Annotated in this window: 17 protein-coding genes; 8 read left to right on the top strand and 9 right to left on the bottom strand. The window is 63.2% G+C overall.

Annotated elements, in window-relative coordinates; genetic code table 11:
* Positions 1-13 precede the first annotated feature (13 nt).
* From LMTR13_RS13190 to LMTR13_RS13175, 4 genes are read left to right on the top strand one after another with little or no spacing between them, the layout of a single operon-like run.
* On the top strand, positions 14-985 hold the full coding sequence (locus LMTR13_RS13190) for an ABC transporter permease (RefSeq protein WP_065728257.1): 972 nt from the start codon (positions 14-16) through the stop codon (positions 983-985).
* Positions 982-1,821: an ABC transporter permease gene (locus LMTR13_RS13185; protein ID WP_065728256.1), complete on the top strand. Its 840-nt coding sequence runs from the start codon at positions 982-984 to the stop codon at positions 1,819-1,821. The genes LMTR13_RS13190 and LMTR13_RS13185 overlap by 4 nt, the downstream gene beginning before the upstream one ends.
* 2 nt (positions 1,822-1,823) lie before the next feature.
* Positions 1,824-3,431, top strand: a complete 1,608-nt coding sequence (locus LMTR13_RS13180) for an ABC transporter ATP-binding protein (RefSeq protein ID WP_065728255.1) — start codon at positions 1,824-1,826, stop codon at positions 3,429-3,431.
* 15 nt (positions 3,432-3,446) lie between these two features.
* Entirely contained in the window at positions 3,447-4,382 is a 936-nt protein-coding gene (locus tag LMTR13_RS13175; RefSeq protein WP_065728254.1) for a 2-hydroxyacid dehydrogenase, read from the top strand.
* A 464-nt stretch (positions 4,383-4,846) separates the two neighbouring features.
* Here LMTR13_RS13175 and LMTR13_RS13170 read toward each other — a convergent pair whose 3' ends face one another.
* Both LMTR13_RS13170 and LMTR13_RS13165 read right to left on the bottom strand, forming a co-directional pair.
* Complete coding sequence (locus LMTR13_RS13170) at positions 4,847-5,725, bottom strand: alpha/beta fold hydrolase (protein ID WP_065728253.1); 879 nt, start codon at positions 5,723-5,725, stop codon at positions 4,847-4,849.
* 31 nt (positions 5,726-5,756) lie between these two features.
* Positions 5,757-6,806: a hydroxyacid dehydrogenase gene (locus LMTR13_RS13165; RefSeq protein WP_065728252.1), complete on the bottom strand. Its 1,050-nt coding sequence runs from the start codon at positions 6,804-6,806 to the stop codon at positions 5,757-5,759.
* 321 nt (positions 6,807-7,127) lie between these two features.
* Between LMTR13_RS13165 and LMTR13_RS13160 the strand changes: the two genes are divergently transcribed.
* From LMTR13_RS13160 to LMTR13_RS13150, 3 genes are all read left to right on the top strand, one after another.
* Entirely contained in the window at positions 7,128-7,682 is a 555-nt protein-coding gene (locus LMTR13_RS13160) for a thiamine pyrophosphate-binding protein (protein WP_065728251.1), read from the top strand.
* A gap of 8 nt (positions 7,683-7,690) precedes the next feature.
* Positions 7,691-8,299 carry a thiamine pyrophosphate-dependent enzyme gene (locus LMTR13_RS13155; RefSeq protein WP_065728250.1) on the top strand — a complete coding sequence of 203 codons (609 nt, stop codon included), beginning with the start codon at positions 7,691-7,693 and terminating at the stop codon, positions 8,297-8,299.
* A 76-nt stretch (positions 8,300-8,375) separates the two neighbouring features.
* The gene (locus tag LMTR13_RS13150; RefSeq protein ID WP_065732648.1) at positions 8,376-8,729 is read left to right on the top strand and encodes a VanZ family protein; all 354 of its coding nucleotides are present in this window, start codon (positions 8,376-8,378) and stop codon (positions 8,727-8,729) included.
* A 63-nt stretch (positions 8,730-8,792) separates the two neighbouring features.
* Here LMTR13_RS13150 and LMTR13_RS13145 read toward each other — a convergent pair whose 3' ends face one another.
* The 5 genes from LMTR13_RS13145 to LMTR13_RS13120 all read right to left on the bottom strand — a co-directional run bounded on the left by LMTR13_RS13145 (position 8,793) and on the right by LMTR13_RS13120 (position 13,329).
* A complete protein-coding gene (locus LMTR13_RS13145) occupies positions 8,793-9,176 on the bottom strand; it encodes a DUF1236 domain-containing protein (protein WP_065728249.1) in 384 nt (127 codons plus the stop codon).
* 129 nt (positions 9,177-9,305) lie between these two features.
* The gene (locus LMTR13_RS13140; protein WP_065728248.1) at positions 9,306-10,193 is read right to left on the bottom strand and encodes a 2-hydroxy-3-oxopropionate reductase; all 888 of its coding nucleotides are present in this window, start codon (positions 10,191-10,193) and stop codon (positions 9,306-9,308) included.
* Between the two features lie 27 nt (positions 10,194-10,220).
* Positions 10,221-11,006, bottom strand: a complete 786-nt coding sequence (hyi, locus tag LMTR13_RS13135) for a hydroxypyruvate isomerase (RefSeq protein ID WP_065728247.1) — start codon at positions 11,004-11,006, stop codon at positions 10,221-10,223.
* A 15-nt stretch (positions 11,007-11,021) separates the two neighbouring features.
* Positions 11,022-12,821, bottom strand: coding sequence for a glyoxylate carboligase (gcl, locus tag LMTR13_RS13130; protein ID WP_065728246.1), 1,800 nt, complete (start codon positions 12,819-12,821; stop codon positions 11,022-11,024).
* A 256-nt stretch (positions 12,822-13,077) separates the two neighbouring features.
* A complete protein-coding gene (locus LMTR13_RS13120; RefSeq protein ID WP_156795605.1) occupies positions 13,078-13,329 on the bottom strand; it encodes a PepSY domain-containing protein in 252 nt (83 codons plus the stop codon).
* 179 nt (positions 13,330-13,508) lie between these two features.
* Between LMTR13_RS13120 and LMTR13_RS13115 the strand changes: the two genes are divergently transcribed.
* Entirely contained in the window at positions 13,509-14,927 is a 1,419-nt protein-coding gene (locus LMTR13_RS13115; RefSeq protein ID WP_065728244.1) for an APC family permease, read from the top strand.
* An 8-nt stretch (positions 14,928-14,935) separates the two neighbouring features.
* On the opposite strand, the gene LMTR13_RS13110 is transcribed toward LMTR13_RS13115, so the two are convergent.
* Positions 14,936-15,997 carry a ketopantoate reductase family protein gene (locus tag LMTR13_RS13110; RefSeq protein WP_065728243.1) on the bottom strand — a complete coding sequence of 354 codons (1,062 nt, stop codon included), beginning with the start codon at positions 15,995-15,997 and terminating at the stop codon, positions 14,936-14,938.
* Between the two features lie 160 nt (positions 15,998-16,157).
* Positions 16,158-17,006, bottom strand: coding sequence for an IclR family transcriptional regulator (locus LMTR13_RS13105; RefSeq protein ID WP_065732646.1), 849 nt, complete (start codon positions 17,004-17,006; stop codon positions 16,158-16,160).
* Positions 17,007-17,049: the final 43 nt, after the last annotated feature.

The following is a 17,049-nucleotide window of genomic DNA, read 5'->3' as shown; positions in this document are numbered from 1 at the left end:
CAAGCGACAGCCCATGATCTCCTTCATCGCCCAGCGGATCGCGAAAGCTATCGTCGTTCTTCTCGCGCTTGTCGTCATGAACTTCTTCCTGATCCGGATGGCGCCGGGCGATCCGGCGGTGGTGATGGCAGGCGAAGCCGGCGCGGGAGACCAGCTTTTCATCGCCCAACTGCGCGAGAAGTTCGGCCTCGACCAGCCGCTGCCGGTGCAACTGTTCCTGTATGTCAAAGGCATCCTCAGCCTCGATCTCGGATTTTCGTTTCGCCAGCAGATGCCGGTCTCGAAGCTGATCCTCGATCGGCTGCCGGCGACGCTGTTGCTGACGGGCACGGCATTCGCCATCTCGCTCGCCTTCGGCATCCTGTTCGGCGCATTGGCGGCGCGCTTTGCCGGCACCTGGGCCGACACCGCGATTACGGTGGCCGCGCTGATCTTCTACGCCACGCCGCTGTTCTGGGTCGCGCTGATGGCGATCCTGTTGTTTTCGGTCACGATGGATTGGCTGCCGAGTTTTGGTTACGAGACGGTAGGCGCAGGCTACACCGGCCTTGCCCATGTCCTCGACGTCGCCGCTCATCTGATCCTGCCGGCGACGACGATCGGGCTGTTCTTCATGGCGACCTACGCCCGCATGACGCGCGCCTCGATGCTGGAGGTAAGCCGGCTCGACTTCGTCAAGACCGCGCGCGCCAAGGGCCTGTCGGATGCTGTGATCCAGCGCCGTCACGTGCTGCGCAACGCGCTATTGCCGGTTGTCACGTTGGCTGGCCTGCAGGCCGGGACGCTCGTCGGCGGCGCCGTGCTGACCGAAACCGTGTTCGCCTGGCCCGGCATTGGCCGCCTGATGTACGAGGCGCTGCTGCAGCGCGACTACAATCTGCTGCTCGGCGTCTTCGTCGTCTGCTCGGCCATGGTGCTGGCCTTCAACCTGATCACGGACCTCGTTTATCGCTCCGTCGATCCGCGCATCGAGTTCGCCGCATGAAACAGGTTTCGCGAATGCTGTTGCGCAATCCCGGCGGCATGATCGGCATCACGATCCTCGTCATCGCGGTCGCCGTGGCGCTGATTGGACCCCTGCTGTTTCCGACCTCGCCCTGGCGCATGGTGCAGCGGCCGTTCCTGCCGCCGTTCACGCTGGCCGGCTTTCCGCTCGGCACCGATGCGCTCGGCCGCGACGTGATGGCCGGCATCATCTACGGCGCGCGAGTCTCGCTGCTGGTCGGCCTGATCTCGACACTGGCCTCGCTCGCGGTCGGCATCCCGCTCGGCGCGACAGCCGGATATTTCGGCGGCAAGATCGATGACGCGCTGATGCGGTTCACGGAGTTTTTCCAGACCGTTCCGAGCTTTGCGCTGGCAATCGTGCTGGTCGCGATCATGCAGCCGTCCATCGTCTCGATCGTCGCCGCCATCGCCATCGTAAGCTGGCCGCCGGTGGCGCGGCTGGTGCGCGGTGAGGTGCTGTCGCTGCGCACGCGCGAATATGTCCAGGCGGCGGTGGTAACCGGCCAGACCAACTGGTGGATCATCTGGCGCGAGATCCTGCCCAATGCGCTGTCGCCCGTCATCGTGCTGGCCTCGCTGATGGTCGCGACCGCGATCCTCCTGGAATCGTCGCTCTCCTTTCTCGGCCTCGGCGATCCCAACCTGATGTCGTGGGGCTACATGGTTGGCGCCGGCCGCACCGTGATCCGTCAGGCCTGGTGGATCACGGTATTCCCCGGCATCGCCATTCTGCTTTCGGTACTGGCACTGAACCTGATCGGCGAAGGCCTCAACGACGCGCTCAACCCTCGCCTCGCCAAGGGAGGACGCTGAGCATGACCGTCGTGATCAAGAACCTGAAGCTGGCGCTGCCGCCGGGCGGTGACCGCGCTTACGCCGTGGATGGCGTGTCGTTCGAACTATCAGCCGGAAAAATCCTCTGCGTGGTCGGCGAATCCGGCTCCGGCAAGTCGATGTGCGCCCATGCCCTGATGGGGCTGCTGCCGGATACGGTGGCGGCCGAATCCGGAGAGATTCTGTTCGAAGGAAAGAACCTCTTGTCGCTGAGCGCGGCGGAATGGCTGGCGTTCCGTGGCCGCGGCATCGCGATGGTGTTCCAGGAGCCGATGACGGCGCTCAATCCATTGATGCGGATCGGCGAGCAGATCGCCGAGATGTTCGAAGCGCATGGCCTATTGACGCCGAAGGAGCGGCAGCAGAAAGCCCTCGCCTTGATCCGCGAAGTCGGCCTGCCCGATCCCGAGCGCGCGGCGCGCGCCTATCCCCATCAGCTGTCCGGCGGCCAGCGCCAGCGCGCCATGATCGCGATGGCGCTGGCGCTCGAACCCGCCGTGCTGGTGGCGGATGAGCCGACCACCGCGCTCGACGTCACGACGCAGGCGCAGATCCTCAAATTGATCCGCGACCTGCAGCGTCGCCGCAACATGGCTGTTATGTTCATCACCCACGATTTCGGCGTCGTCGCCGAAATTGCCGATCGCGTGGTCGTGCTTCAACACGGCAAGGTCGTCGAACAGGGCACTGCCGACGACGTGCTGCTCCGCGCGCAACATCCCTACACCCGCGCGTTGCTCGCCGCCGTTCCCACGCTGCAGCCGCCGCAGCGGACGCCGCTACCCGATCGCAGCAAGGCGGTGGAAGTAATCGGCCTCGGCAAGACCTATGTCAGCGGCGGCGGATGGTTTCGCAGCGAGCGGCGCGTGCAAGCGGCAAAGGACGTCAGCTTCGACATCTACCGCGGCGAAACGCTCGGCCTGGTCGGCGAATCCGGTTCCGGAAAATCGTCCGTCGCCCGCCTCGTCATGCGCCTGATCGAACCCGATGCCGGCACCGTGCGTATCGGCGATGTCGATCTCACCTCGATCGGCGGCAAGGCGCTGCGCGAGCAGCGCCGCCGCATCCAGATGGTGTTCCAGGATCCGTTCGCCTCGCTCAATCCGCGCCGGAAAGTCGGGAACATCATCACCGACGGACCGGTCGCGCATGGCGCCGATCCGGCGGCAGCGCGAAAGCGGGCCGGCGAGTTGCTCAGCCTCGTCGGCCTCAATGCCAGTGCGATGGAGCGCTTTCCGCATGAATTCTCCGGCGGGCAGCGCCAGCGCATCGGAATTGCGCGAGCGCTGGCGCTCGATCCGGAGATCCTGGTCGCCGACGAAGCCGTCTCTGCGCTCGACGTCTCCGTTCAGGCGCAGGTCCTGCACCTGCTGGAAGACTTGAAGGCGCGGCTGGGCCTGTCGATGCTGTTCATCACCCACGATTTGCGCGTAGCCGCGCAGATCTGCGACCGCATCGCCGTGATGCAGCGCGGCTCAATCGTCGAGCTCAAATCCGCCTCGCTCCTGTTCGCGGCCCCCGAGCACGCCTACACGCGCGAGCTGCTTTCCGCCGTACCCGGGCAAACCTCGTCGTCGAAGGCGGCATGAACGAGACCGTGAACAATGCGCTGCGTCCTGGTTAGCAAGAGCCTCGATCTTCGCTTCTATCTCGGCCCGCAATTCATGCGCGCTGCCGACCGTATCGAAATCGTCAGCCATCCGCACGAAGGTCCGGCAATGGACGTGCGGCTGGCGGTGGCCTGGCACCCACCGGATGACGCCTTCGAACGCTACCCCAACCTGCAGGCGGTCTGCTCGATCGGCGCCGGCGTCGACAACATTTTGGCGTGTCCCAGCCTGCGGCCCGACGTGGACGTGATCCGTGTCGTCGATCCGGCGCAGGCACAGATGATGTCGGGCTTCGTTGCCTGGCACGTCATCGGCCATCAGCGGCGCTTTGCGACCTATCAGGCGCAGCAGCGTGAGGAACGCTGGCAGCGTCTTGGCCAGCGCCGGGCACAGGACGTGCCGGTCAGCATTTTGGGTTTTGGCGAGATCGGTCGCCGGGTCGCCGCCGATCTCGCTTTGCTTGGTTTTCCGGTGATGGCGTGGAGCCGGACTGCAAAGCCAGCGCTACAAGGCGTGCGCAGCTTCCATGGTGCGGCGGGCCTCGATGCCATGCTCGGCCAGACCGAGGTTCTCGTGAACCTGCTGCCGCTGACGCCGGAGACAAGAGGCATTCTCAACCGCAAGACATTTGCCCGAATGTATCGCGGCGGCTACCTGATCCAAGTCGGCCGCGGCGAGCATCTGGTCGAAGTCGATCTGCTCGCCGCGCTGGAGGACGGCCAACTGGCCGGCGCTGCGCTCGACGTCTTCGCAACCGAGCCGCTGGCGCCGCGCCATCCGTTCTGGCGGCATCCTCGCATCGTCGTCACGCCGCACGATGCCTGCGAGGTCAGCGTGGAGGCGATCGGCGCGACGTTTCGGGCGACGGCGGAAGCGATACGGGCCGGCCGGCGCCCACCGCACTCGATCAACCGCCAACGGGGCTATTGAACGATTGCTGGAAGCACGCGGAGCTGCTCGTCCAGGACCTCGATCAGGCTCTGACAGACTTGGACGTAATGTTGAAGCAATGAAGGACGCCCGCGCCTCAGGCGCCGGCGGCCGGCAGGCTGGCGGCGGCGATGGCCACGATCTGGGAAAGCCGCCGCCCGATCCGGGAGGAGGCTCTGCTCAGGAATGAACGAACCTGTCGCATATCTTCGTCTTCCATGTGCGCCGGGGGGCAAGGCGCACAGGGAAAATGGTCCCAAGCGGCAAACCAGTCGAGATGTCAGAGAAAATAGCAATGCCCGCTTCGTCCGGAGGCCGTCCTGCAGTGGAATTATTGCCGCAATCGACCCACCGGCGGATGAATTTTTCTCCCGGGTTCTGAGCTCAGAGCCCGGTGATGCCGCTATCGACCGCCAATGTCTGAGCGTTGATGTAGACGCGAATTCTGTCTGACATTTCCTGCCTCACTTCGCGGCTTCTGCAGCCTGTGGCGCCCCGAGAAACCGTCGCAGCGACGCCAGAACCACATCGAGCCGATCATGATGAAGCCAGTGCCCGGCACCGGCGATCTTCTGCACCTCGGCTTGTCTGAAACGCGCGAGCAGGCCGGCAGCCTCGGGATCGGGGAGAAAGCTTTCGTCGCCCCACATCAATAGCGTCGGACAAGTGATGCGCGACCACAAGCCGATATAATCATCCGGCGACAGCCGGTATGGCGCCCTCGCCCGCTGATAATGATCAAATTTCCAGCGATAGAGGCCGTCGGCACCTTTCCGAACGCCATGGCTGGCAAGATGAAGCGCCAGCGCCGCTGTCAGCCGCTTGTTGCGCGCAGACAGCCGCTTCGCCGCCTCCTCGATCGTCCGGAACGTGCTCTCTTGATGCTCCGAGATGCGGTCGAGCTGGTCGATCCAGCGCGACATCTGCTCGGCGACCGGCGCGGGCTGCGAGCCCGACAGGAACGCGCCATCCAGCACGACGAGGCGCGACGCTCTTTCCGGATAGGTACCGGCATAGGCCAACGCGACCATGCCGCCCATCGAATGACCGACAATCGCCGCCTCCTGCAGCCCCGCAAAGCGCATCAGCCGGGTGAGGTCATAGACGTTGTCCGACAGGCTGTAGCTGCTTCCCTTCGCCCATTCGGAATCGCCATGGCCACGCAAGTCCGGCGCCATGATATGGAAATGCGGCTGCAGTGCTCGCGCGATCGCATCCCAGTTGCGGCAATGATCGAGGCCGCCATGGACAAGGATCAAAGGCGGCGCTGATACGTTGCCCCAGTCGACATAATGCAACCGCAGCCCTTGCGACTCGTAAAAGCGATCGTCCGGTTCGACCATCGTGGCCCGTCTTTCCCGCGGAGGTGATGGCCTATTTCGGCGCGAATCCGAACGTCCGTTCGAACCGCCTGGCGTAGTCGGGCCACACCTCGGGATTGACGATGCGCGGCGGCCGCTTGCCGTCGAGCGCTTCGAGAATCTGCTCGGCGGCGATCTTGCCCATATTCACCCGCGCTTCCTTCGTCACACCGGCCGTATGTGGGCTGGCCAGCACGTTGTCGAACTGCAGCAGCGGATGCTCCGGCGGCGGCGGCTCCTTGTCCCAGACGTCGAGGCCGGCTCCCGCAATCCGCTTGTCGCGCAACGCCTCGTACAGCGCTTCCTCATCGTGAATAAAGCCGCGCGCCGTGGTGATGAAGAAGGCGTGCGGCTGCATCAGCGCGAATTCGCGGGCGCCGATCATGCGGCGATTGTCCTTGGTCAGGGGGCAGGAGATCGAGACGAAATCCGAGCGGCGCATCAGATCGTGAAGCTCGACCTTTTCGCCGCCGCGGGCTGCGATTTCTTCCGCGCTTAGATAAGGATCGTAAGCGATCACCTTCATATGCAGCAGGCCGTTGCAGAGCTCGGCGACACGGCGGCCGACATTGCCGATCCCGACGATGCCGACCGTCTTGCCTTGCACTTCGTTGCCGATCAGCGTGTTACGATTGACATTGGCCTGGCGACGCAGCGCGCGGTCGGATTCGAGGATGCGCTTGGACAGCGTCAGCATCATCCCCAGCGCATGCTCGGCGACCGAATTGGCGTTGCCGCCGGACTGGTTGACGACGAGCACGCCCGCCGCCGTGCAGGCATCGACGTCGACGGGATCGAAGCCCGCGCCGTTCGAGGACACGATCAGAAGGTTCGGCGCCCGCCGCAACAGATCCTGGTCGACATGAAAGTGCCGCGCGATCTCGTCGCGCGCCGCGCCGACCTGATAGGCATGCGCCGCTGACAATATCGGCGCTGCGACTGCATCCGGGCTCTCATTCTCCAGCCGGTCGAGCCGCACGTCGGCGCGCGCTTTCATGATATCGACGTAGATCTCGTGGGCGAGGTATTTGACATAGAACACGCGCTTGTTGTTGACGGTCATTTTCCTTGGCAACTTTCAGTTCGGGAGGCGTAGAGCTTGTCTTGTTCGGCGGAAGCCGATCAGGGAATGGGTCTCAGCGAAAGCGGCGTAGATGCGGCAGCGAGCGCCGCGACGTCGGCAGCAATCCGGACATATCCAGCCATGGCGCACCCCCTCCCGAAATCTTTCTTACTTATCTCACATCGTCCCATGCCAAGTGTAGCGCCGCGGGGCGCAGAGCCAGCTACGATCGGGACATGTTGACAATCCCGCTAACGGCGTCAAGTTCGCCGCTCCAGGGATCAGCGCGAACGAAAGACGTCGCGGCTAAAGGAGACCAAAATGGCGGCTGCGGAGGAAAAAACCTCGCCCGAAATCTCTGAAATGAGCTGGCACGGCATCGTGCTGCAAACCCTCAAGCGCAACGATATCCGCCTGGTCCCCTACGTGCCCGATCGCGTCCTGACGACGCTGATCAGGAACCTGCACGCCGATCCCTTCTTCACGACCTTCCCCACGGCGCGCGAGGAAGAAGCGGTCGGCATCGTCTCCGGCGCCTGGATGGGCGGCATGCGTGGCGCGGTACTGATGCAGACTTCGGGATTTGCGACGCTGGCGAACGTGCTGGCGTCACTGGCGATTCCCTATCAGATCCCGCTGATCATGTTCGTGTCCGAACGCGGCACGCTCGGCGAATTCAACTACGGCCAGTCGCTGGTCTGCCGCACCATGCGACCGGTGCTGGATTCGCTGGCGATGGAGCACCACACCGCGACAAGGCTCGACGAGTTCGAATTCATCGTCGACCGCTCCATCAAGCAGGCCATCACCACGCAGGCGCCGGTGGCGCTGATCCTCTCGCCGCTTCTGACCGGCGGCAAGGTTTTTGACAAGTGAGCGATCCCATGACCAACGAGACCCCTGCCCGCAATACCAAGGTCATGAACCGCTTTGATCTCACCTCGCGGCTGGTGGCGAAGCTGAAGAACGAGGAAGCCGTGATCGGCGGCATCGGCAACACCAATTTCGACCTGTGGGCCGCCGGCCACCGGCCGCAGAATTTCTACATGCTCGGCAGCATGGGACTCGCCTTCCCGATCGCGCTCGGCGTCGCGCTCGCGCAACCGGAACGCCGCGTATTCGCGCTCGAAGGCGACGGCTCGCTGTTGATGCAACTGGGGTCGCTGTCGACGATCGCGACGCTTGCGCCGAAAAACCTCACCATGGTGGTAATGGACAACGGCATCTACCAGATCACCGGCGCGCAACCGACGCCGGGTGCGGCCGTCGCCGACATCGTCGCTATCGCGGTCGCGAGCGGGCTCGCCAACAGCGCCTGGGCGGCGGACGAGGAGGATTTCGAACGCCTGATCGAGCAGTCCATGTCGGCCGCGGGGCCGACGCTGATCGGCGTCCGCATCGACGACAAGCCGGGCGTCGGCACCACCCGCCGCGATCCCGTGCAGATCCGGGAGCGCTTCATGCACGGTATGAGCGTACGGGAGCCGCTCTGAAAGGCGATTAACCACAGACATCGCCAGTTCCGCGGGCATGGGATGGCAAGCGCTTAAATCGTGCTATGCCATTCCGATGACGATCATCCTTCGACTATTCGCCTGGGGCCTTGCTGCGGCAATCGCCTTCGCGACGCTCGGGCCGGCGGAACAACGGCCGCATTCAAACCTTGGACAGAACGGGGAGCATGCGCTTGCCTTCGTGCTCCTTGGCCTCGCTTTCGGATTGGCCCACGCGCGTAACCGCTTGCACACGGCGGCCTTCGTCATCGGCTTCACCGGCCTGATCGAAATCCTGCAGTTCTGGGCGCCGGGCCGGCATGCTCGATTGGAGGACTTCGTGGTCGACGCGCTGGCGGCATCCGTCGGGCTTGCGGCTGCGGCGGTTCTCGACTGGAAGATCAGGCGACCGCGCCATAGCGCATCGTGACAAGAAAATCCTCGCGGGATGATTGCCCGCGAGGATGGCTCAGTAAGAGCTGCGTTCGTTAAATTAGTCGAGGATCCTGACGACCCTGCGTGTGCGCGGCTCCACGATCACGCGGCGATCATTGACCACGGCATAGCGGTATTCAGTGTGCCGCGGCACCGTGCGCAGTTCGACGGTCGGTGGCAACGGCTCGCCCACCACCACCCGCTCACGAACCACGACAGAACGGTCGCGTGGGACTGAATTGATCACGGCGTTCGGAATTTCCACGGCCGCGCCGAGTGCAGCACCCACCGTGCCGCCGACGATCGCGCCGACCGGGCCACCGACTTCAGCGCCGGCGGCGGCGCCGTCCGCCGCGCCTTGCGCGGTCGTCGATTGAGCGAATGCCGCGCCAGAGGTCAGCAACGAAGCCGCAATCAGTGAAACGGCCAAACGATTATTCATCACATGCTCCAGTAAATTGATGATGTATCTCAACCACGGGAGGCGTGAGAAGGTTCCGGTTCCAATGCGGCAGCAAAAAGGGCCGCGCCGAAATTTCGGCGCGGTTCCAGTCACAGGGAGAAACAAAGATCAGGCTTTGGCGATGTCGTGGCTCGCCATCATTTCGAGCGCGCGCACCATTGCTGAGTGGTCCCATGCCTTGCCGCCATGCGCGGTGCAGGCGCTGAACAATTGCTGAGCCAAAGCCGTGCTCGGCAAGGAAAGGCCGAGTGCACGCGCGCCCTCCAGCGCCAGATTGAGATCCTTCTGGTGCAGCTCGATACGAAAGCCCGGCTCGAAATTGCGCTTCACCATGCGCTCGCCATGCACTTCGAGAATCCGCGACGATGCAAAGCCGCCCATCAGCGCCTGGCGCACCAGCGCCGGATCCGCGCCGGCCTTCGATGCAAACAACAGCGCCTCGCCCACCGCCTCGATCGTCAGCGCCACGATTATCTGGTTGGCGACTTTTGTCGTCTGCCCGTCGCCATTGGCGCCGACCAGGGTGACGTTCTTGCCCATCTTGTCGAACACCGGCTTCATCGCGCTGAACGCGCGTTCCGGTCCGCCGACCATGATGGTGAGACTCGCCGCCTTGGCGCCCACCTCGCCACCGGAGACCGGTGCGTCGAGATAATCGGCGCCGAGCGCCTCGACCTTCCTTGCAAACTCCTTGGTGGCGAGCGGCGAGATCGAACTCATGTCGACGACGATCTGCCCCTTGGAGAGCCCCTCGGCGACGCCGCCGGGCCCGAACAAGACCGCCTCCACGTGCGGCGTATCTGGCACCATGATGATGACGGCGTCGGCCTGCTCGGCGACCTCCTTGCCGGATTTGCAGACAACACCTCCCTCCGCAACGAGCTCCGGTGCAATCGGCGCGACGTCGTGCAGGAACAGGCGATGGCCAGCGGCCTGCAGATGGCCGGCCATCGGGCGCCCCATGGTGCCGAGGCCGATAAAGCCGATATCGATCATTTCAACTCCCCTTATTTCGATTCTTGTTCAGGTATCGGCGGTCAGCGCCGCGTGCCAGCCGAGGCCCTCGACCGTCGTCGTCCTCGGCTTGTATTCGCAGCCGATCCAGCCGCGATAACCAATAGCGTCGAGATGTCTGAACAGGAAGGGATAGTTGATCTCGCCCGTACCCGGCTCGTTGCGGCCGGGATTGTCGGCGAGCTGGACATGGGCGATGCGCGGCAGATGCTTTTGCAGGCTTCGTGCGATGTCGCCCTCCATCACCTGCATGTGGTAGATGTCGTACTGCACGAACAAATTGCTCGAGCGCACGTCGGCAATGAGCTGAAGCGCCTGCTCGGTCCTGTTCAGGAAGAACCCGGGAATATCGATGGTGTTGATCGGTTCGATCAGAAGCTTGATCTTCTCCTTCGCGAGCGCATCCGCCGCGAAGCGCAGATTGCCGATCAATGTCTCGTTGAGATCGGTCGCATCAGCACCGTCAGGCGCGATGCCGACGAGGCAGTTGAGCTGACGGCAATCGAGCGCCTTGGCGTAATCGATGGCGCGTCCGACGCCGTCACGAAATTCGTCGACGCGATCAGGCAGGATGGCAATGCCGCGTTCGCCGGCTGACCAGTTGCCGGCAGGGAGATTGTGCAGCACCTGGGTCAGGCCGTGCTGGTGCAACTGCTCGCGCAGATCGGCCTTGTCGAAATCATACGGGAATAGATATTCGACCCCGGCGAAGCCGGCCGTCTTGGCGGCGGCGAAGCGATCGAGGAACGGCTGCTCGCCGAACAGCATGGTGAGGTTGGCAGCAAATTTCGGCACGGTCAGATTCTCCCTTTACGCCGGCAGCAGCATGCCGGATTGCGGCGCGCTCGGTTTGGCCGGCGTGTCGTCCAGCGGCAGATCGAGCACCTCCTCGAACTCAATGATGTTGTCGATCTCGGTGCCCATCGAGATGTTGGTGACGCGCTCGAGAATAAACTCGACGACGACAGGCACCTTGAATTCCGCCATCCATTCGCGCGCGGTGGCGAACGCCGCCTGCGCGTGGTTCGGATCGGTGACGCGGATCGCCTTGCAGCCGAGTCCCTCGGCAACCGCGACATGGTCCACGCCATAGACGCCGATCTCGGGGGCGTTGATGTTCTCGAAGGAGAGCTGGACGTGATAGTCCATGTCAAAACCGCGCTGCGCCTGACGGATCAATCCGAGATAGGAGTTGTTCACGACGACGTGGATGTAGGGCAGCTTGAACTGGGCGCCGACCGCGAGCTCCTCGATCAGGAACTGGAAGTCATAGTCGCCCGACAGCGCGACGATCTGGCGCGACGGATCGGCCGCGCGAACGCCTAGCGCCGCCGGCAACGTCCAGCCGAGCGGACCGGCCTGCCCCGCATTGATCCAGTTGCGCGGGCCGTAGACACCGAGGAATTGCGCGCCGGCGATCTGCGACAATCCGATCACGCTGACATAGCAGGTGTCGCGTCCGAATGCCTTGCTCATCTCCTCATAGACGCGCTGCGGCTTGATCGGCATGTCGTCGAAATGGCTCTTGCGCAACATCGTACGCTTGCGGTCATGGCACGCCGCGGGCCACGCCTGCCGCTCTCTCAGCTTGCCAGCTTTTCGCCACTCTCTGGCAACCGAAACGAACAACTCCAGTGCCGCCCTGGCGTCGGAGACGATGCCGAAATCGGGATTGAAGACGCGTCCGATCTGCGTCGGCTCGATATCGACATGCACAAATTTGCGGCCCTTGGTGTAGGTCTCGATCGAGCCGGTGTGCCGGTTGGCCCAGCGGTTGCCGATGCCGAGCACGAAGTCGGATTGCAACATGGTCGCATTGCCGTAGCGGTGGCTGGTCTGCAGTCCGACCATGCCGGCCATCAACACGTGATCGTCGGGAATGGCGCCCCATCCCATCAGGGTTGGCACCACGGGAACGTTGACCGTCTCGGCGAACTGCACCAGCAGTTCAGAGGCGTCAGCATTGATGACGCCGCCGCCCGCCACGATCAGCGGCCGCTCCGCCGCGTTGAGCATGTCGAGTGCCTTCTCGATCTGCTTGCGGCTCGCCGCGGGCTTGTAGACCGGCAGCGGCTCATAGGTCTCGTCGTCGAATTCGATTTCCGCAAGCTGCACGTCGAGCGGCAGGTCGATCAACACCGGCCCCGGACGCCCGGAACGCATGATGTGAAACGCCTGGCTGAACACGCGCGGCACCAGCGCCGGCTCGCGCACGGTCACCGCCCATTTCGTCACCGGCTTGGCAATGGATTCGATATCGATCGCCTGAAAGTCTTCCTTGTAGAGCCGCGCGCGCGGCGCCTGCCCAGTGATGCACAGGATCGGGATCGAATCCGCGATCGCCGAATAAAGCCCCGTGATCATGTCGGTGCCGGCCGGCCCCGAGGTGCCGATGCAGACGCCGATATTGCCTGATTTGGCGCGGGTATAACCCTCGGCCATGTGGGAAGCGCCCTCGACATGGCGCGCCAGGATGTGCCCGATCGAGCCGCGCTTCTTCAGCGCGGAGTAAAGCGGGTTGATCGCAGCGCCGGGAACACCGAAGGCAATGGTCACGCCCTCCTTCTCCAGGATCCGCACAGCCGCATCGATCGCCCGCATCTTCGCCATGTCGCGCCTCGCTCAAACAGTGTTGGCTCTGGCAGCGATCTTCGCGGCGGCGAGGTGCGATCTCAACGCGGGTGATTTTATTTCCCGCGGAGTGGAAGGGATTGGCGAAAGTCACGACAAAACAGGCGGTTGGTTCATGCACGCGATGGAAATCCGACAATACCGTCATTGCGAACAGCGATAGCGACGACGTGCCCGCCCATAGCTCGAAGAACGAAGGCGGAAGCAATCCATTGCTGCGCCGAGGTCGGAAAACTCAGTCCAAGTTCTTTCGCTTCAACTTCACTTGCATATCGAACTTGAGGTCATACTTCTTGCCGTCCGCGCAGACAGCGTCATCGACCTCGAACTGCTGGTCGTCTTCATCCATTTCGAACTCGCCGCCTGAGCATCCCTCGGCCTGGACCGCAGCGACAAGCTTTGCGCGCTCGTCTTCAGTGACCGCGCGGTCGGCGAGCGCAGGAAGCACCGATAGAGCCAGTATCGCGCTAGATGTAACCACTCGCATGATCAAGTCCTCCTGTGAGAGGGCCGAGCTAGCCAGTTGAATGCCTGCGCTTGGCAATGGTTCCGCATTTCAGCCAATTCGCTGCTTCACTGCCCAACCCCCTTGGCAGAATTATTGCACAAGACCTTCAACTACCAGTAGACTGCCCTGGCGCCACCGAGAATGGAAGAGGACGCGCGATGACCGATGTCCCCCTGAACGCCGGCATTCACTCAAGCAGCGCTGAACCGAGCCTTCGTAGGGTGATGGGCCCCTGGCTGCTCTTGCTCTTCATCGTCGGCGATATTCTCGGCACTGGCATCTACGCGCTCACAGGCCAAGTGGCGAAGCAGGTCGGCGGTGTCGTATGGCTGCCCTTTGTGGTTGCCTTCGTGGTCGCTCTCGTGACTGCGTTCAGCTATCTCGAACTGGTCACGAAATATCCGAAAGCGGCCGGCGCGGCTCTCTACACCCACAAGGCCTTTGGCATCCACTTTGTCACGTTCATCGTTGCATTTGCGGTGATGTGCTCAGGTATCACCTCGGCATCGACCGCTTCCCGGGCTTTCGCCGCGAACATGTCGAACGCAATGGACCTTAACCTATCGGCCTTTGCCATTACGATTACCGGTCTCGCTTTCATGGCTGTCGTTGCGGCGGTCAATTTCCGCGGTGTTGGCGAAAGCGTGAAAGCCAATGTCGTTCTGACCTGCGTGGAGCTGACGGGACTGCTGATCATCATTGTGATCGGCCTTTGGGCGATCGGGTTGGGCCAAGGCGATGTCTCGCGTGTCGTTCAGTTTCGCTCTACCGCGGACGGCAGCGTGTTCTGGCCGGTGATTGCCGCGACCACGCTCGCATTCTTTGCCATGGTAGGCTTCGAGGATTCGGTCAACATGGCCGAGGAATGCAAGGATCCAACCCGTCACTTTCCAAAGGTGCTGCTCGCAGGCCTCGTGATTACCGGCCTCATCTATGTTCTCGTCTCGGTCTCGGCGATCACGCTGGTGGCCCCGGAGCAATTGGGCGAAGGCGAAACTCCCCTTCTGAAAGTCGTCCAACAGGGCGCGCCAAATTTTCCGATCTGGATCTTCGGATTCATCACCATGTTCGCCGTGGCCAACAGCGCGCTCATCAACATGCTCATGGCCAGTCGCCTCGTGTACGGCATGAGCCGCGAGCATGTGCTTCCGCCATCCCTCGGGAAGGTACACAGGACGCGGCGGACGCCTTACGTCGCCATCGGCTTCACGACCTTGCTGGCGTTTGCCCTGATCACGTTCGTCGGTGAGGTGCCGGCACTCGGAGGCACCACTGCGCTTCTTTTGCTATGCGTGTTCACGGTCGTGAATGTTGCGGTGCTGGTGCTTCGGCGCGATTCTGTAAGTCACCAGCATTTCCGCACGCCGACCATTCTGCCGATCCTGGGCGCCTTGTTTTGCGCTTTCCTCGCCAGTCCCTGGACCGGCCGAGACACAGTTCAGTACCGGGTCGCCGGTGTCCTGATCGGGGTCGGCATCGTTCTTTGGCTCATCACGATCATGGTCAACCGGATGACCGGGCTGAAGCGAGTCGAGCCAGATATGGAACATTTAGGTCGCGGCGGGCCAGTGAACTAGAGGCCCGCTCAATTCATCCGCAATTCGGTGATGTGCCGCGGGTCCGGTCTCAACTCACCGCACTCCACGCGTTTGACGATGTCGGTCAGCACAGCGTTTGCGGCGCAGGAAAGGCCGAGCTTTTCGCCCTCTCGCACGACAAAGCCGTTGAGGAACTCGATCTCGGTGCGCCGGCCCTTCTGCACGTCCTGTCCCATGGAGGGGCGCTGCTGGGCGGAGGTGCGCTTTGAGTCCTTGAAGCGCTGCTCGTCGCAGACGCGCATGGCTTCCTCGTCGCCCTCGCCGGCGCGTGCGATCGTCTCCGGAGGCAGATGCAATATCTCCTCCAGTCGATAACCGCGCGCCTGTCCGACACGGATCGCTTCGCTGCCGAGCCGCGTGGAGAAACGGCGCAGCGGATCGCTCTGCAGAATTTCTCCGCCCGGCAGGCCGGTGCAGGCGCAGAGCCCGTTGCCCATGACGTTGGCGACCAGCTTCGACCAGCGCTCGCCCCAGAGATTCTCCGTCACCTTGGCGCTGTCGGAATAGCCGACCAGACGGCAAACTTCTTCCGCCCGCGGCGTGATGCGGCCGTGCACCTCGCCGGCGCGAAACACCGTGTGCGCCGCCCCGCCCTTGCCGGCGCCGCGGTGGATGTGGCCGGGCTCGGGCAGGTTTACGGTGATGCTGCTGGCGATGCAGCCCAGCGTCTTGCCCCATCCGACGACGCCGGCAATGGTCTCCTCGTTCATGCAGTTCTGCAGCGACACAACATAGCCGTCCGGCGCCAGATATTGCTCGATCAGCATGGTCGCCCAGGCCGTGTCGTAGGACTTCATGCAAACGAAGGCGATGTCGACCGGCTTCTCCTTGGCGAGCTGCTGCGCGTCCGTGATGTGAAGCGTGCGCACGGGGACCGAGAACTCAGCGACATCCATCGCGTGGGTGACGCGCAGCCCGTACTTGCGCATATGCTCGACATGCTCGGGCCAGGGATCGATGAAGGTGACATCCTCGCCAGCCTGCACCATATGGGCGCCGACATACCCACCGACGGCGCCCGCTCCGACGATCGCTATCTTCCGGCCCATGCTTCCCCCTGAATCTTCTGCGACACAACTGCGTCCGCGTGTCCGTTGGAGGGCAGTCTAGCGGATCGGAGCATCGCGCCAACCGGTCGCTTTGTGGCAAAAGCGGAGCCGTGCCATGCCGATAATCATAGATGGCTTCGCTCGCACGACGCGGAGAGAGTCAGGCCGTTTTCGCCGCCGGCATCACGCCGCCAAGCGCCACCGTCAGCTCCGCCGCCACTTCCCGCACCGTCTGCCCGAGTTGCGGCAGCCGCTCGTCGGTCAGGCGGCTGGTCATGCCGGAGACGGAGATCGCGGCTAAGGGCTCGGCGCAGTCGTTGTAGATCACGGCGGCGATGCAGCGCAGGCCCATGCAGGCCTCCTCGTTGTCAACAGCAAAGCCCTGGCGGCGGGTTTTTTCGAGCTCCTTGAACAAGTCGCTCGGCCGCACGATCGACTTTTCGGTCAACCGTGGCATGCCGTGATGATGGATGATCGCGCTGACGTCAGCATCCGAATAGGTCGCCAGCACAGCCTTGCCGACGCCGGACGCCACCATGGCGACGCGGCCGCCGACCTTGGTCAGCGAACGCATGATCTCGCGGCTCTCCATGCGCGTCAGCACGATGATGAATTCATCGTCGACAACGGCGAGATTGGCAGTCTCGCGCGTCAGGTCGCGCAGCTTCCGCAAGTATGGCATCGCTTGTGCCGTGAAATTGCGCCGCCGGGCGAACGTCGCTCCCACCGTGAAGGCGCGCGCGCCGACATGCCATTTCGATTCAGTGCGGTCGAACTGCACGAAGCGGCGGCTTTCCAGCGTGCCCAGCAGGCGATGCACGGTTGAGGTCGAAAGTCCCGTGCGGATAGCGAGGTCGCTCAGGCGATAGCCTTCGTCGTCTTCAGCCAGAGTCTCGATGATCGACAGCGCGCGATCGACGGATTGGACGCCGCTGTCGCGGGCATTCTCCTCCTGGTCTGCACTGGATCTCGGCTCGATGGCCTTCCGCCGGATCACGTCTCTCTTCATCGCGACCTGCATCCATCAATCAGTCAGAGTGCCAGCGCGTCGA

The sequence above is a fragment of the Bradyrhizobium icense genome, from assembly GCF_001693385.1.
GTDB classification, from domain to species: domain Bacteria; phylum Pseudomonadota; class Alphaproteobacteria; order Rhizobiales; family Xanthobacteraceae; genus Bradyrhizobium; species Bradyrhizobium icense.
The sequence above is the reverse complement of the archived record's forward strand: the minus strand, read 5'-3'. Positions and strand labels throughout refer to the sequence as shown.

Excerpts from the sequence above, each read along its gene's own strand:
- LMTR13_RS13140 (WP_065728248.1), bottom strand. The coding sequence starts at position 10,193 with ATGATCGATATCGGCTTTATCGGCCTCGGCACCATGGGGCGCCCGATG.
- LMTR13_RS13110 (WP_065728243.1), bottom strand. The coding sequence starts at position 15,997 with ATGGGCCGGAAGATAGCGATCGTCGGAGCGGGCGCCGTCGGTGGGTAT.
- LMTR13_RS13180 (WP_065728255.1), top strand. The coding sequence starts at position 1,824 with ATGACCGTCGTGATCAAGAACCTGAAGCTGGCGCTGCCGCCGGGCGGT.
- LMTR13_RS13165 (WP_065728252.1), bottom strand. The coding sequence starts at position 6,806 with ATGACCGTCAACAACAAGCGCGTGTTCTATGTCAAATACCTCGCCCAC.
- LMTR13_RS13185 (WP_065728256.1), top strand. The coding sequence starts at position 982 with ATGAAACAGGTTTCGCGAATGCTGTTGCGCAATCCCGGCGGCATGATC.
- LMTR13_RS13175 (WP_065728254.1), top strand. The coding sequence starts at position 3,447 with ATGCGCTGCGTCCTGGTTAGCAAGAGCCTCGATCTTCGCTTCTATCTC.
- LMTR13_RS13145 (WP_065728249.1), bottom strand. The coding sequence starts at position 9,176 with ATGAATAATCGTTTGGCCGTTTCACTGATTGCGGCTTCGTTGCTGACC.
- LMTR13_RS13150 (WP_065732648.1), top strand. The coding sequence starts at position 8,376 with ATGACGATCATCCTTCGACTATTCGCCTGGGGCCTTGCTGCGGCAATC.
- gcl (WP_065728246.1), bottom strand. The coding sequence starts at position 12,821 with ATGGCGAAGATGCGGGCGATCGATGCGGCTGTGCGGATCCTGGAGAAG.
- LMTR13_RS13105 (WP_065732646.1), bottom strand. The coding sequence starts at position 17,006 with ATGAAGAGAGACGTGATCCGGCGGAAGGCCATCGAGCCGAGATCCAGT.
- LMTR13_RS13155 (WP_065728250.1), top strand. The coding sequence starts at position 7,691 with ATGACCAACGAGACCCCTGCCCGCAATACCAAGGTCATGAACCGCTTT.
- LMTR13_RS13170 (WP_065728253.1), bottom strand. The coding sequence starts at position 5,725 with ATGGTCGAACCGGACGATCGCTTTTACGAGTCGCAAGGGCTGCGGTTG.
- LMTR13_RS13120 (WP_156795605.1), bottom strand. The coding sequence starts at position 13,329 with ATGCGAGTGGTTACATCTAGCGCGATACTGGCTCTATCGGTGCTTCCT.
- LMTR13_RS13160 (WP_065728251.1), top strand. The coding sequence starts at position 7,128 with ATGGCGGCTGCGGAGGAAAAAACCTCGCCCGAAATCTCTGAAATGAGC.
- LMTR13_RS13115 (WP_065728244.1), top strand. The coding sequence starts at position 13,509 with ATGACCGATGTCCCCCTGAACGCCGGCATTCACTCAAGCAGCGCTGAA.
- LMTR13_RS13190 (WP_065728257.1), top strand. The coding sequence starts at position 14 with ATGATCTCCTTCATCGCCCAGCGGATCGCGAAAGCTATCGTCGTTCTT.